Raw genomic sequence first — 14,416 nt, forward strand, 5'->3', positions numbered from 1 at the left:
AGCCAAGCCAAACAGTTTCAACAAGGAAACGTTTTAATCAGCGACTTCGAGACAAAGAAAAAGGCCCAGAAAAAATCTGAGCCTGCCCCTGCCAAGGAACCTAATATAGCATAAAAAGTCTCCATGGCACTAGTCCTTTGGCAAAAAAGAAAGCCGCTGGTAGTAAGTCTACCAGCAGCAAGACATTATTTCTTCAGTTGTTGCAACGCTTTTTCAATTGTCTCGCCCTTACCAATGTGCTTAGCATTGTGCGGATCAATCGCGATAAATTCTTGCGTCTTCATGTTCAATTGGATTCGATATCCCATCAGAATCCCTCCATTCTTAAAAAAATGTGAATGGCCTTCGGTAGCGATTGAGTGTATGTTACTCACTTATTGTTAGGAAGTCAAGAGCGTGAGCAGGAGCGCTTAGAAATCGGAGTGTAAGTGGCCTCAAGCCTAAATGGCTGGGCTTTGGCCATTTAGGCTTGAGGTCCTTACACAGAGATTTCTGCGACTGCGAACGCGTTTCAAAGCCGGATTGCCCTACAACCCTTACTCCTCTATGACCTGGCTTAGGCCATTGCCCCCAAGGTTCTTACACGCAGACTTCTGCGCCAGTGATCGCGTTTCAAAGCCCGATTGCCTAACTACAAGAGCTGTAGCGTCCCTTCCACATCCTTAAAACCTTTTACACACCCTCACAAAGTTCAAGTTCCTCAACATTCCGTTGACGCCTACCCGCGCTTCTCGTATACTTAATAACGATTTGTGCCAGTAGCTCAGCTGGATAGAGCAACGGTTTTCTAAACCGTTTGTCCCGGGTTCAAATCCCGGCTGGCACACTTAAAGTAAGCAGTTTGTCCTCAAAAAGCCCGATGTTTCGGGCTTTTTGTGTTACCAAAGTTTACCTAAATCCTGTCCTTAAATAGCTTCTGTGCCAGTAGCAACTTCCCTGGAGGCCTCATTTTTTAATTGCAACCGGTGATCAACCATTTCGTAAATCTTTACGCCATATGCTTGCGCCAAGGCTTCCTGATAATGATGCGCGACTTCAATGACCGTTGCGGGTAACGTGTAGATGATGCGATGAATTTTATCAGCATTGACCTGATCAAGGCTTGAAGAAATCTCATCAAGTAAAAAGATAGGACTCTTGCGCAACAATCCACGCGCAATCGCAATGCGCTGCGCTTGCCCACCTGATAGATTACTGCCGTTATCAACAATTTTGAAATCAAGCACATGCTCACCCAATTCCTGATCAAGGCCCACCAACCGCAAAACTGCCAAAACCGCGGCATCATCGTAGGCCTGATATAACGTGATATTATCCCGCAATGTACCATTAAACAACCAGACATTTTGTGACACCAAAACAAAATCACCAGCATGCAGCGGCTGACCGGCAAAACGAATCGCACCTTGAGATGTCACTTGACCGGTGATGGCTTTTAGAAGGGTTGTCTTACCTATTCCAGAAGGACCGGTCACAATGACTTTGCTTCCCGGTTCAAGTCGGATATTGACATCACTCAAAATTAAATGCTGATCGCGCACCACGGTTAGATCGCTGATCTCAAGCTGACCTTCCAGCACTTCAGGCTTTGGCTCCCCATCATCAACCTTGGATATTTCAAATTTACCAGCCGCCGGTAACACGCGCAGCTGACTCGTGCTAACAATTTGGCTTTGCCATTTGCTCAAACTGCGAGCGCCGCCTACAACAGAATCTGCCGTCATTGTCAGTGTCAAAACGACGCTGGTCGTCACACCAAACAATCCTTTGGCCATCAAGAGGAGGCCAATAAAAAGTGGTAGCAAAAAAGCCGCAATGGCAAATAGCCAAGACACATATTGGAATAAATATTGGAAGTTATTCATTCGCTCATAGTCGCGTTCTTCTTGGCTCAGGTGCTGCTTAAATCGGGTGAAGAAGACCGGCCAGGCTTTAAAATTAAAGATTTCCATTCGGCCTTGAAAAATGTCTTTCATACTCAAGACCAAACCGGCATTGGTATTAGCCCAAATGTTCGACTTTTTTGCCAGGCTCTTTCTGCCAAAGTGACTCGGAAGCAGTGACAATGCAGAAAATAACACATAGACCAAACTTAACACGACATTGGTTTTCAGGATAAAAGCCACAGCGATGATCAAGCCAATCACTTGTTGCAGCATGTTGATAAGTCCGACAAAGTAGGCTTGTTCAATTTGTTTCGCAACGCCGGTCACATCATTGATCGTGTCAGAAACTTCCGTGACGTCAGTGCCTGCATGCGCGACTGAAGCAGTAAAATACGCGGTTTTGAGTGCCTGATTCAATACCCGGACGGCCCGCTGCTGGGCGCGAAAAAACAGATACAACGATGTATAGGTAACGAGATAGGCAGCTGCAGCTAATGACACATAACGCCCACAGCGTCAAGATTGCTGAAGTCAATATTGACCAGCTGACCGAAAACCACGCCATTTAAAATTGGCTCCAAAGTGCTTGTCAGGCTCAGTAAAAATAGCACCACTATTAAAGTCAGCGGCAACTGTCGAATAACCCAACGTAAATTAATCTGACGTTCTTGATGAACCATCCACTTCACGTCCTTTTCCCGAGACGGCGTAAACTTATGACGATGTTGTCTTCAACCGTGGACGATATTTTTTAAAGTCGGAATGGCAATGTTAGAGTACTTTTCGCCAAGTCAACCTGATAATGCGTGGTTTTTGTCGGGCGAATGGTTTGCGCCATATCGGCACCATGGATGATCAAGGCAAGCTGCCGGCCGGTCGGTGAGTGATAGTGCGTCGGTTGCAGATCCAGACTCACGTGAAAAAACTGTCCCGGTGTGATCTGCTGCACTTCGTAGGCGTTTTTAGGATTTTGCAAATTAATATGCCCTAACGTTATCAGTTTGCTTGGGGTCGTTTTAGCAGCCGGCTTGAATTCGACGATGTCAGTTGTTTTAAAGTCAAAACCTAACTGTAAATCATTGGCCGCAACGGTGGCTGCGGTTTCGCCAAAACGCTTGGCCTCACCGAGATCCACGAGCCGAACACTGAGAATGCCGGTCGGCGCATCAACTGCCAGCGTCAGCTCAAGGTGCGGAATGCCTTCCAGAATCCGATCACGGTCAAGCACTGGCTGAGTCAACCACAACCGGCTGTTAGCGTACGCACTGTTAGGGGTGATAATGGCCTTTTCGAAACTGGCGCTGGTGTCACGTTGCGCCTCAAACGTTGCCGTGGCATGATCAGTAAACTGATCGGTGGCTGCTTCAAAGTCATTCTTCAGGTTGAACTCAGTTGTCACATGCTCAGCTTCCGGGTCAGCAAAATCGGTATAGGCTGACCAGGTTTGCGGGGTCACGTTATCTTGCACAATGACATTCGGCAAAGCTCGCGCAGCATCATTGGCGACCCCTAGCAGTTCATGTGTCAGCCACAAGTTCATCATGTCCAAAAAGTCTAGCGAGCGGACGTTGTGGACATAGACATGTTGCCCTTGATGTAAAATCAGTTTCTTTTGAATCGGCAAATCTGCAATTGCCTGCCAGAAGCGAATCGCATTTTTTGGTTTGACATTCCAGTCATTAAGCCCGTGAATCAACACCACGTCGGCTTTGACGTTGGCGGCATTTTTGCGGTAATTACGCGCATCCCACCACGCCGTATACGCGCCGGTTGTCCGATCCTGATCACGGGTGATCGCAGCAAGATGCCGCTCCCAAGCCGACTTGATGCGAATCATATCGCCGCCGGATTTCTGCCGGGAAAACGTATCAACTGCCAAAACATCAGCGTCTTCACCTTGAAAGCCGCCGGGCGCCACAACCAAACCATTTTCGCGGTAATAATCATACCAGCTAGAAATGCCGGCATCGGCAATGATGGTTTTCAACCCTTCAACGCCGGTCGTCGCCGCAGCAATGGCCAGCGTAGCTAAGTAGGACTTACCGGTCATCGCAACTTTGCCGGTTGACCACCAAGCCTTAATGGCAACGCCAGCAGTACGGTTCGTGAACGCCCGGCGCTTACCGGTCAGCCATTCGATCACTGCCACAGCCCCGGCCGTTTCCTCAGGTCCACCAATGGTCCGAAAGCCGTCTGAATACCGCGTCCCGACTCCCGCTGAGTAAACCACAGCAAATCCGCGCGCAAGAAAATAATCATTGAACGCATACATACTATTTTCTTCGGCATAGGCCTCTGCTTCCGTCGCCTCACCAGTAACGACCCGTTTCGGTAAGTCTTCAGTTTGAATCGGTGTAGCCGTTACTTCCGCCTTCGAGGCCCCATGTGACTTGACTGCCAAAACCGTTTCCGGAACATGCGTCGCAGCCGTCACATCATTGGTCCCATGAAAATAAGGATTGGCGGTAAATAGAACCGGAACCTTCAATCCTTGCTCGGTGGCTTTCGGTCGATAAATGCTTGCTTCTAAAAGATCGCGCTGCCCATCGTGGTCCGAATCGACATCAGACTCGATCCATACTACCTCGCGAATGGCTTGGCGGGCATCGAAAACCTGTTGCACTTTACCATTAAACAATAAAGGTTTCGGTTGGGTTGACGACGACTGAAAATCCTTGAAAAAGCCACGATTGGCTAAATCATCGAGAAAGTTGACTAAATGTTTGGTTCGCGTCGTCAGCAATAAGTAGCTAGCCTTAAGCAGATCCCTAGTATCAAGCAGATCGTGATCAACACTTGGCAGCTCTGTAGCCGCCATAAAAGCCAACGGATCACTCAGGTCAAAGTCGGTAAAGGCTTCGAACCCCAGCAGTTGCAAAGCTACATTATAAAAGTCGCGCCGGGTCATCTGCGTGGGTCCCGATGCCAACCATTCAGCCAGATTCTGTCGCGAATTAACTGCAATCTGAGCAAATTTATCTTGTTTTGCAGCGAGCTGATATGCCTCTGGGAAAAAGGCCGCGTACAAGGCTGCCGCAGTATTGGCAAAATGGCCTTGGGAATCTGCCGGCAAGCCGATGCGAGCAAGTTCCGTTAATTGTTGGCTAAATTCAGGGGTTAATCGAGCGAATTGGTTTAATTTCATGAGCAGTGCCGTCCTTTATGAGAGAAATGTGATAAATTCAGTGTAGCCATCTCATTTAGCGTTTTCAACTATTAACCCGCATAAACGCACCTACGATGGCGGTGAGTTTTTCATAAGCACTGTTAACGCAAAAAGACTTCAGACGCCATCACGCCTGAAGTCTTTTTAAATTACTGAATGCTTGACTGTTTTTACCAGTTAGTCAAGGAAAAGGTTAACAACAGCTTTCGGGTGGCTGGAATTAATACAATTCCAGGTATTGTTGCCGTTCCCATTCGGAAACCTGCTGGCGGTATGCGGACCATTCGAGGTTCTTCGAATCCATAAAGCTTTGATACAAATGTTCACCCAGGGCAGCCTTGACCACGTCATCAGCCGCCAATGCCTTCAACGCATTGTGCAAGGTTGATGGGAGGTCTTGAATATGATTTGCTTTACGTTCGTCGTCTTGCATCCGATAAATGTTACGATCTACCGCTTCTTCCGGCTTCAACTGGTTCTTGACGCCATCAAGGCCGGCCTGAAGGATTGCTGCAATGGCTAAGTAAGGATTGGCAGTCGGATCAACCGAGCGTAACTCCAAGCGGGTTGATAATCCCCGTGACTGCGGTACCCGAATCAGTGGTGAGCGGTTTTTGCCGGACCAAGCCACATAAACCGGGGCTTCAAATCCTGGCACCAGTCGTTTGTAGGAGTTGACGGTTGGGTTGTTAACCGCGGTCAGCGCATAAGCATGGCGCAAAACGCCAGCAAGGAAATGCATCGCCGTTTCACTCAACTGATCGTCGGTATTTGGATCATAGAAAGCATTGCCTTTGTCGTAGAAAAGGCTCATGTTGATGTGCATGCCGCTACCGTTGATGCCGTGAAGTGGTTTAGGCATGAATGTCGCGTATAAGCCATGTTTGCGGGCAATGGTTTTGACCACAAGTTTGAAGGTTTGAATGTTATCGGCAGCGTCTAACGCATCGGCATATTTGAAGTCAATTTCATGCTGGCCCGGTGCCACTTCATGGTGGGAAGCTTCGACTTCAAAGCCCATCTTTTCCAACTCAAGGACAATATCACGCCGGCAATTTTCGCCCATATCAAGCGGTGCAAAATCGAAGTAAGAACCATGATCATTCAGCTTCGTTGTCGGATTGCCGTTTTCGTCAAGTTTAAACAAGAAGAATTCCGGTTCAGGGCCGATATTGAAAGCTGTGAAGCCGGCTTCTTTCATTTCATTCACGACACGGATCAGATTGTTACGCGGATCGCCGCCAAAAGGTGTGCTGTCTGGACGATGAACCGAGCAGATCAGCCGGGCAATCTTACCGTGATCATTCTCCCACGGGAACAATAGCCAAGTGTTAAGATCCGGATAGAGCAGCATATCGCTTTCTTCGATTCGAACAAAACCGTCAATCGACGAACCATCGAAGGTAATCTTATTATTAAGCACCTTTTCCAACTGGGAAATCGGCACCTCGACGTTCTTAATGATCCCGTTAATGTCGGTAAACATCAGGCGCAAGAATAAGACGTTCTCATCCTTAACTGTCTGGCGAATCTCATCAGCGGTAATTGCTTTTCTTGCCATATACGTGAACTCCTATCTTTAGTGTGATTGTCGGAAGCCGATGGTAGGACCCGGATCCGGGCTTTGATTGAGTCGACTCTGATTCAACAGTTCGTCGCGCAACACTTTGCGAACTTCGGCATCGCTATCCTCGCGATGACGTGGATGCTTCAACCGCTTGACGTCAGCCAGCGTGAAACCATCGGCCATCTGACTGCGGATTTCCAGCAGTTCATCAACGTCATTAAGCGAATAAGTTCGGTGATTGCCGGCATTGCGCTCGGGCTTGACCAATCCCTGGGCTTCATAGTAACGAATCTGGCGGGCAGTCAAGTCTGTTAACAACATAACTGTACCAATCGGCAAAACCGATCGCGTTCTCAGATCAGCGATCTCAGCCATAGGCATCCTCCTTTACAACGATGTCAGCTTATCAAACCAGATAAACGGTGTCAACGCAACATGTAAGCTTTTCTAACATTTAACGTAAAAAATGAAAAAATTTTATTTTTACGGTCAACTTGTTATAGACCAATATGTTGAGCCAATTATTCAAAAAGAAGCGCTTTCTACTAAGTCAACTTGCCACGCTTGTCAGTATTATCCAAGCAATCCGAAATCTTACCGCGCCAAATTCTCTCTAGGTATTTTCAACTATGAAACGTGTGATAACAGTAACTAGGTTTCTGAAGGGACGTTGTCGTCATGACCTTACATTTACACGTTGGGTACACCCCGACCATGAAATCTGTCAACTTACCCACCGATTGGCTGCCGTTTAATAATTACCCTTTGGCAGCTTTCAATGCAGTGGTGGTGCATGCGGCCGATCAAAATGTCTTTGACCAACTTGTTGCCAGTGAACTGCCTTTGCCGGTCTTTGTCATTGGCCACCGCCAAAATGATTCAACCGGCCAGCTGGACGTGACTGAAGCACCGCGACTTGATGCTAATTTGCTCACTCAAATCACCGCGGCAGCGACACATTACGAAAAGACCATGATTCCTGCTTTTCTAAATGATCTACTGAATTTTGCGCAGGCAAATCCCACAAGCTTTGCCACCCCCGGTCACCACAGCGGCCATTACGATCGATTAGCGCCCGCTGGTTATTTACTTTATCAAGCCTATGGCGACACTTTTTTTGCCAGTGATACCAGCGATGTCGTCACTGCGCTGGGGGACATGCTGACACATGGCGGCAGTCCGCTGGCAGCTGAACAAGCCACGGCGCGGTTATACCACGCTGATGAAACTTATTTTGTCACCAATGGCACGACTGGCTCCAACAACATTGTGGCTAGTGCGTTGTTGACGCCAGGTAATCTGGTCTTGTTTGACCGCAATAATCACAAATCATTTTATAATGCTGCGCTGGTGCAAAATGGGGCGCGCCCAGTTTACCTTGACACCCTCCGTACCCAACGCGGATTAATCGGTCCACTCGACCTTACTGATATCAGCGCTAACCGGCTACGCCAACTGGTTGCGAGCATTGATCCGCAAAAAGCCCAAGAACGCCATCCGTTTAGACTGGCCATTCTTGAACTCGAAACCTTCGATGGAATTGTTCCTAATGTTCGCCAGTTACTTGATCTTTTTGGCCCATTGACGGATTACATCGCCTTTGACGCTGCTTGGGGCGTCTATGAGCCGTTCATTCCGGCCATGAAGCCGATGGATCCTTTGCAGATGCCATTAGGTCCGGATGATCCGGGCATTATTGTCACCCAAAGCGTTCACAAGCAACAGTCCGGCTTCGGCCAAGCGTCTCAGATTCATAAAAAAGATGCGCACATCAAAGGACAGCCACGCTATGTCACCCATGAGCAATTCAACCATGCTTACCTAAAACACGTCACCACTAGCTATTCTTACCCACTTTATGCATCGTTGGTCGCTAATACTGCGATCAATCAAGGCCGCCGGGGTCAAAAGATCTGGGCCGATGCGCTTCTGGCGGCACTCGCCTTCCACCGCTCGTTAAGTGATTCTCGTTTGTTTTCGGCCTATCAAAACCCGACATTAACCGCAATTGCCCCTGAAAAGGCAACGACTTCTGCGGAAGCCTGGGCAATGGCGCCTAACGCCAAGTGGCATCAGCTTCTGCACTTAAAACCAAACCAAGCCTATCTTGATCCGGGCAAGGTCACGGTGCTGCTACCGGAAACGGCGACATTTGGCGTTAGCGGCTGGTTGGTTGATCGCTACTTGCTTGATCACGGGATTGTCCCGGAAAAAGCCGATTTGAACAGTTTGCTATTTTTAGTGACGCCGGGTTCTGCTAAAGCCGACTGGCAGCACCTGCGTCGGGTCTTGCAACAATTCGAAAAAGATTACTTTGCCAACAAAACTGTTGCCGAGACATTACCAAAATTAGTGGCTGAAACCGGTGAAGCTTATCTGCATATGACCTTACGCGAACTGGGCCAGAACATGTCCGACTTTTTCCGCGAAGCTAAGTTAGTCCAGCAGCAACAATTACTTTTTACAAACACGAACAACATACCGACTGCTATGACGCCGCAAGCAGCCGACCGTTGCTTTGTTCGTGGAGAATTTGAAACCATCCCGTTACAGGCAGCGGAAGGCCGAATCGCGGTTGCCGGGGCATTGCCATATCCTCCTGGCATTTTCGTCGTCGTGCCGGGCGAACGCTGGCGTGCGGTGGCCATTCACTATTTTGAAACCCTATTTGCCGGGATTCGGCGTTTTCCCGGATTCACGCCGGAGATTCAGGGCATCGTAACCGGTATGAACGGCGAACCTTACGTGCAGGTCGTAGCCGAACATTAACATCGATTTGAAAATTTTCCAGCAGCAAAACTAAATCAAAAAAGCGCCAACGCACTGCCTGTTTGCAGTGACGCTGACGCTTTTTGATATACAAATCGTTTATTTAGCTTGATCAAAAAAAGTCGATTGTGCCGCCCCCATGGTTGCCAGTTTGATATGTGCGTAAGTCAAACCGCCTTGCAAATAAAGCGTGTATGGCGGACGCAACGGACCATCCCCGGAAAATTCAACCGTTGATCCGGCCACAAATGTCCCGCCGGCCATGATGACCTCGTCTTCATAACCAGCCATTTTCTCCGGAATCGGGGTCACAAAGCTATCAACGGGCGAATTGGCTTGTATTGCCTTGGCAAACTTAACCATATCAGCTTGGTTGCCGAAATTAACCGTTTGAATCAGGTCTGTCCGCGGCGCATCCCAGGTTGGTGATACATCTAAGCCTAACTTTGCGAATAAGGCCGCTTCAAAGATGGCGCCTTTAATCGCATTACCGGTTGTTTGCGGTGAAATGAAGAAACCTTGATACATATCAGCCAGCGCACCGACAGTCGCCCCCTCGGCACCACCAAGACCAGGAACTGTAAAGCGATAGCTGATGCGCTCAATTAAATCCTTCTTGCCGACAATATACCCACCAGTTTTGGCCATGCCGCCCCCAGCATTTTTAAACAGCGACCCCGCCATGACATCGGCGCCTACTTCAAGTGGTTCGGTTGTTTCGGAAAATTCGCCATAAGCATTGTCGACAAAAATCCAGACATTTGGCAAAACGCTGCGAACAACTTTGATCATTGCGGCAATCTGATCAACCGTAAACGAATCGCGCGTTGCATACCCACGCGAACGCTGAATCGCAACCACTTTGGTTTTAGCGGTCAGCCGTGCCTTAACCGCGTCATTGTCGACTGCCCCATTTGGCAAAAGATCGACATAATCGACGCCAATGCCATATTCTTTAGGACTACCAATGCCGTTGCCAGCAAGTCCCAACACCTCTTGCAACGTATCATACGGCTTTCCGGTGATGTACAAAATCTCATCCCCCGGGCGGACAAGCCCAAGCAATGCAACCCCGATGGCATGGGTGCCGGAGACAAATTGCGGCCGCACAAGCGCGTCTTCACCGCCTAAAACGTCGGCATAAATGGCCTCAAGCACATCGCGGCCTTCATCGTTATGTCCATAACCGGTCGATCCGGTTAAATAGCTTTCGGCAACATGGTGTTTCTGAAAGCTCGTTAAAACTTTATCTTGGTTCTCCAAGATGCGTTCATCAATCGCAGCCAACTGTGGTGCGATTTGGGTATCGACTTCCCTGACCATTTTTAATAAGGCGGGATCAAATTTATCTGTCCAACTCATCTTTTTCTCCTTTAACCGGTTGCTTCAGCCATCGCCGCACTAACGCAACCACTGCCTGCTTTTCTTCCGGATGAGCAACCAAATCAAACCAGTGTGTCGGCATTTGGTTGCGAAAATACGTCAGCTGCCGTTTGGCAAAGTGGCGTGAATGCTGCTTGATGAGTGCCACACAGTCAGCCAAATCAGCTTGACCTTTAAAATATGGAACCAGTTCTTTATAGCCAATGGCCTGCATTGCCTGAGCATCAGGCGGAACGGTTTTTAACAAATTGGCGACTTCTGCTTCCAGTCCCTCAACCATCATGGCATCCACCCGCGCATTGATTCGCTCGTATAAAACCGCGCGGTCCGTGGTCAAGCCGATAACCAATGTTTCATAAAGCGGTTGGGGCTGAGGCTGTTCGGAAAACCGCCTGCCAGTCAATTCAATGACTTCCAGTGCGCGAATCACCCGGCGCGTATTAGCAGGTTCAATCTGCTTGGCCGCGACCGGATCACGCTGTACCAACTGCGTCCATAACCATGACGCACCATGCTCGGCTAATGCCTTTTGCCATCGCTGACGGACACTTTTTGGCGGCGCTTTACCACCCAGCGGCAGATTCAGGCGTAAACTATTCAAATAAAAACCGGTCCCGCCAACTAAAATCGGCAGATGATGCCGTTCACTGACCATCGTGATGGCATTTTCGGCGGCTTCTTTAAACTTAGCAACCGTGTAAGGCATCGTTGGCTCAACGATATCCAGTAAATGATGCGGGACGCCAGCCATCTCGTCAGGCATGACTTTGGCGGTACCGATATTCATATGACGATAAATTTGATACGCATCACCATTGATGACTTCGCCTTGAAGCTGCTGGGTCAAGTAAATGCCAAGATCACTTTTACCCACTGCTGTTGGTCCCACAATCATGACGATGCGGTTTACCGGTTTATCCATTTCATTAAGCTCCATCAATATAGTATAATAAATTCAGTATCACAGATCACCAATCAGGGGGGATTCTCATGAAACATAAATTTGCACGCGGCTTTTTCGTTGGCACGTTGATGACGCTTGGCGCCATTGCCGGCAGTGTTTTCGCCTTCAAGAAAAACTATGTCGAACCTGTTGAAACCAAGGCCGATGAAATCAATGAAAATCGGCGCAAAGCTAATCGCAAACGCTTCTCAGCCCATCAAGGCTAAGCAAATAAGCATCGCTTAACAAAAAAGCAATCGACCAGTGCGATTGCTTTTTTTGCTGCCTATGTACGGCTCAATAATTAGTCGGGCTTTTTTTGATTTTGCCTGACCAGTTATCGTAACCGCCTTTTAACCAGCTGATCTTCTCAAAGCCATTCTTGCGCAAGCGCCGTGCTGCCCGCAACGAAAGGACACCGGTTTTGTCATAGAGATAGACCGGCAAATCTTTACGCATCTCGCCTAACCGCTCACGCAGCTGCGTATACGGAAGGTCACGCGCACCAAGAATATGGCCTGCTTTGAATTCGTTGCGTTCCCGTAAGTCGATAATCTGGGCTTTGCGCATCGTGTGCTCAAATTCTTCAGGTGAAATTTCGCCACCGATGGCCTTGAATTTCGACTTTTGATAATAGCTCCACAACCAGCTGAAGCCCCAGTAAATTAAAAATAATCCAACAAAGATTAACAGATAAGTTAACACTTACACGACTCTCCTTTTTCCCTTACTTCAGCGCCAAGCTTGCGGCCCCAATGACGCCAGCTGTGTTGCCCAACGTTGCCAACCGCAATCGGGTGGTTTCACGAACATTCGGGAACGTATTTTCTTTGAAATACTTATCGACGCGTTTAAGCAAAAAGTCGCCCGCTGCCGACACACCGCCACCGATGACGATGAATTTCGGATTCAATAAATTACCAACGTTCGCTAAGGCCAAACCAAGATAGAAGCAAACCCGGTCCACAATCATCAAAGCCAGGCGATCGCCGTCTTTTGCCAAATCGAAAACGATTTTGCTAGAAATCTCGTCCCCATCGTCCAGCGTTTGCTTCAACTTTGAGTCGCCGGCAAATTCTTCTGCCATGTCACGAGCAACCCGCACCACGCCGGTCGCACTAGCTACTGTTTCGAGGCAGCCGCGCTTGCCACAGGTACATAGATACCCGTTAACCGGATCGACGGTGACATGTCCTAACTCACCGGCAGAACCGGCAACGCCATGTAACAGCTCGCCATCTGCAATAATGCCCCCACCAACGCCCGTACCAAGCGTCACGAAGGTCACATCCGGATCATTTTCACCGGCGCCTTTCCAGCGTTCGCCCAATGCCGCAACATTGGCGTCATTATCAATGTTGAAAGGAATCTTGGTGCCGGATTCGATCACTTTTTTGGCTTGCTGCAATGTTTTCCAGTTCAAATTGTATGCGCCAATAACGGTGCCAGCTTTGATATCAACAGAACCCGGAGACCCCATGCCGATCCCGGCAAAATCGGCTGGCGACATGTTGTAAAGTTTTAGGTGTTCGTTAATGGACGTCACAATATCCGGCAAAATATGGCTGCCTTCATCCAGAATGTTGGTGTCGATACTCCAACGCTGCTGAATATCGCCTGCTTGGGTTAAAATAGCAAATTTAATGGTTGTCCCGCCTAAGTCAACCCCGATTAATTTTTGATTATTCATTTTGATCATTCCTCCGTTGATCCGAATGCAAAGGTAAATCGTGATTCAAGGGATCTTGCTCTTCTTGTTCATGGGCATGCCGCAAAACAACTTTCGCATTCAGATAAACCTTATCGTCAATCAATTTTGCCTGATGCAAACGGTCTAATTCTAGTGCTGCCAGCTCAATATCCCACACCCGTTTACCGACATGGATAAGGGTGCCAAAGCTCTTTAATAATTGCAAAACATCATAATAAGTTTTCATACGATTCCGCGCTGAATTCCAAATAAAATCAAAGCAACCAGTCCAAAGATCAAGGTGACTGCCGAAGCGACGCGCCGGACAGTCCCCATACGACCAAGTGCCGGGGCTCCCAACATGCCGGCCGCTAAGAAACCGCCTAGCACACCGCCAATGTGTCCATAAATATCAACGCCGCTAGAGAAAAGGTTAAATGCCAAGTTCAAGACAACCAACAACAAAAATTGACGCGACAATTGCCGAATGACGGGGTTATCGCGGTAGGTATCCCCCAACATCAAGCAAGCTCCCAACAACCCAAAAATCGCGGTGCTGGCTCCTGCTGCCAACGTGTTGGGACTGAAAGCAAAACTTGCCACGTTGCCGGCAAAACCGGAAATGAAATATAGCAGGAAGAACCGCCAATGACCAAATAAACGTTCCGTCATTTCGCCTAAAAAGTATAACGAAAAACCATTCATCAAGATGTGCGTTAAGCCAATATGAACAAATACCGGGGTGATCAGGCGCCACCATTGTCCGTATAAAATAAGCGGATTAGCTCGGGCACCATAAGCAATCAGTACTTCAGTATTGGTGCTGCCACCGGAAAGTGTCTCTAGAATGAACACCAAAATCGTGACGGCCAGAATGCCGTTGGTCACATAGGCTGAATTTTGAAAACGTGAGCGCCAATTTGCGTAGTTCATTGAAATCCTTTCTAACTTGACTGTCCAAGCAGCAAGTGCGTGTATAACCGTCGCCAAGCGCCAATCTCGCTAAAAAAAC

The 14,416-nt window shown here is 48.4% G+C and carries 12 protein-coding genes, 1 tRNA gene and 1 pseudogene; 3 read left to right on the plus strand and 11 right to left on the minus strand.

Features of this window, described 5'->3' with window-relative positions:
* Positions 1-185: 185 nt before the first annotated feature.
* Complete coding sequence (locus LBCZ_RS16580; RefSeq protein WP_010487969.1) at positions 186-308, minus strand: hypothetical protein; 123 nt, start codon at positions 306-308, stop codon at positions 186-188.
* A 444-nt stretch (positions 309-752) separates the two neighbouring features.
* On the opposite strand from LBCZ_RS16580, the gene LBCZ_RS07830 reads away from it, so the two are divergent.
* Positions 753-826 (plus strand) — tRNA-Arg (locus LBCZ_RS07830).
* Positions 827-905: 79 nt separating this feature from the next.
* Here the strand turns inward: LBCZ_RS07830 and LBCZ_RS07835 are convergent.
* The 4 genes and pseudogenes from LBCZ_RS07835 to LBCZ_RS07850 all read right to left on the minus strand — a co-directional run bounded on the left by LBCZ_RS07835 (position 906) and on the right by LBCZ_RS07850 (position 6,994).
* Positions 906-2,566 (minus strand): annotated as a pseudogene (locus LBCZ_RS07835) (ATP-binding cassette domain-containing protein).
* 71 nt (positions 2,567-2,637) lie between these two features.
* The gene (locus LBCZ_RS07840) at positions 2,638-5,031 is read right to left on the minus strand and encodes a Xaa-Pro dipeptidyl-peptidase (protein ID WP_025012421.1); all 2,394 of its coding nucleotides are present in this window, start codon (positions 5,029-5,031) and stop codon (positions 2,638-2,640) included.
* Positions 5,032-5,272: 241 nt separating this feature from the next.
* Entirely contained in the window at positions 5,273-6,613 is a 1,341-nt protein-coding gene (gene glnA / locus LBCZ_RS07845; RefSeq protein WP_039639104.1) for a type I glutamate--ammonia ligase, read from the minus strand.
* A gap of 18 nt (positions 6,614-6,631) precedes the next feature.
* Positions 6,632-6,994 carry a MerR family transcriptional regulator gene (locus LBCZ_RS07850; protein WP_010487965.1) on the minus strand — a complete coding sequence of 121 codons (363 nt, stop codon included), beginning with the start codon at positions 6,992-6,994 and terminating at the stop codon, positions 6,632-6,634.
* 303 nt (positions 6,995-7,297) lie between these two features.
* Here LBCZ_RS07850 and LBCZ_RS07855 point away from each other — a divergent pair, with 303 nt between their 5' ends.
* Entirely contained in the window at positions 7,298-9,388 is a 2,091-nt protein-coding gene (locus tag LBCZ_RS07855) for an Orn/Lys/Arg family decarboxylase (protein WP_039639106.1), read from the plus strand.
* Positions 9,389-9,487: 99 nt separating this feature from the next.
* On the opposite strand, the gene LBCZ_RS07860 is transcribed toward LBCZ_RS07855, so the two are convergent.
* A complete protein-coding gene (locus tag LBCZ_RS07860) occupies positions 9,488-10,750 on the minus strand; it encodes a methionine gamma-lyase family protein (RefSeq protein WP_025013682.1) in 1,263 nt (420 codons plus the stop codon).
* Entirely contained in the window at positions 10,734-11,693 is a 960-nt protein-coding gene (gene miaA, locus LBCZ_RS07865; protein WP_039639109.1) for a tRNA (adenosine(37)-N6)-dimethylallyltransferase MiaA, read from the minus strand. The genes LBCZ_RS07860 and miaA overlap by 17 nt, the downstream gene beginning before the upstream one ends.
* A 68-nt stretch (positions 11,694-11,761) precedes the next feature.
* On the opposite strand from miaA, the gene LBCZ_RS07870 reads away from it, so the two are divergent.
* The gene (locus tag LBCZ_RS07870) at positions 11,762-11,941 is read left to right on the plus strand and encodes a DUF3042 family protein (RefSeq protein ID WP_010487958.1); all 180 of its coding nucleotides are present in this window, start codon (positions 11,762-11,764) and stop codon (positions 11,939-11,941) included.
* Positions 11,942-12,011: 70 nt separating this feature from the next.
* On the opposite strand, the gene LBCZ_RS07875 is transcribed toward LBCZ_RS07870, so the two are convergent.
* The 4 genes from LBCZ_RS07875 to LBCZ_RS07890 are packed head-to-tail and all read right to left on the minus strand — an operon-like array spanning position 12,012 to position 14,337.
* Complete coding sequence (locus tag LBCZ_RS07875) at positions 12,012-12,419, minus strand: rhodanese-like domain-containing protein (RefSeq protein WP_010487956.1); 408 nt, start codon at positions 12,417-12,419, stop codon at positions 12,012-12,014.
* Between the two features lie 22 nt (positions 12,420-12,441).
* A complete protein-coding gene (locus LBCZ_RS07880; RefSeq protein ID WP_010487954.1) occupies positions 12,442-13,404 on the minus strand; it encodes an ROK family glucokinase in 963 nt (320 codons plus the stop codon).
* A complete protein-coding gene (locus tag LBCZ_RS07885; protein ID WP_025013683.1) occupies positions 13,397-13,651 on the minus strand; it encodes a YqgQ family protein in 255 nt (84 codons plus the stop codon). The genes LBCZ_RS07880 and LBCZ_RS07885 overlap by 8 nt, the downstream gene beginning before the upstream one ends.
* Complete coding sequence (locus LBCZ_RS07890) at positions 13,648-14,337, minus strand: rhomboid family intramembrane serine protease (protein ID WP_010487950.1); 690 nt, start codon at positions 14,335-14,337, stop codon at positions 13,648-13,650. Before LBCZ_RS07890 ends, LBCZ_RS07885 begins: the two co-directional genes overlap by 4 nt.
* Positions 14,338-14,416: the final 79 nt, after the last annotated feature.

Source organism: Lacticaseibacillus casei DSM 20011 = JCM 1134 = ATCC 393, from assembly GCF_000829055.1.
Classification (GTDB): domain Bacteria; phylum Bacillota; class Bacilli; order Lactobacillales; family Lactobacillaceae; genus Lacticaseibacillus; species Lacticaseibacillus casei.

Bases quoted from the DNA above. Each gene is read 5' to 3' on its own strand.
- LBCZ_RS16580 (WP_010487969.1), bottom strand. From the start codon at position 308: ATGGGATATCGAATCCAATTGAACATGAAGACGCAAGAATTTATCGCG.
- LBCZ_RS07840 (WP_025012421.1), bottom strand. From the start codon at position 5,031: ATGAAATTAAACCAATTCGCTCGATTAACCCCTGAATTTAGCCAACAA.
- glnA (WP_039639104.1), bottom strand. From the start codon at position 6,613: ATGGCAAGAAAAGCAATTACCGCTGATGAGATTCGCCAGACAGTTAAG.
- LBCZ_RS07850 (WP_010487965.1), bottom strand. From the start codon at position 6,994: ATGGCTGAGATCGCTGATCTGAGAACGCGATCGGTTTTGCCGATTGGT.
- LBCZ_RS07855 (WP_039639106.1), top strand. From the start codon at position 7,298: ATGACCTTACATTTACACGTTGGGTACACCCCGACCATGAAATCTGTC.
- LBCZ_RS07860 (WP_025013682.1), bottom strand. From the start codon at position 10,750: ATGAGTTGGACAGATAAATTTGATCCCGCCTTATTAAAAATGGTCAGG.
- miaA (WP_039639109.1), bottom strand. From the start codon at position 11,693: ATGGATAAACCGGTAAACCGCATCGTCATGATTGTGGGACCAACAGCA.
- LBCZ_RS07870 (WP_010487958.1), top strand. From the start codon at position 11,762: ATGAAACATAAATTTGCACGCGGCTTTTTCGTTGGCACGTTGATGACG.
- LBCZ_RS07880 (WP_010487954.1), bottom strand. From the start codon at position 13,404: ATGAATAATCAAAAATTAATCGGGGTTGACTTAGGCGGGACAACCATT.
- LBCZ_RS07885 (WP_025013683.1), bottom strand. From the start codon at position 13,651: ATGAAAACTTATTATGATGTTTTGCAATTATTAAAGAGCTTTGGCACC.
- LBCZ_RS07890 (WP_010487950.1), bottom strand. From the start codon at position 14,337: ATGAACTACGCAAATTGGCGCTCACGTTTTCAAAATTCAGCCTATGTG.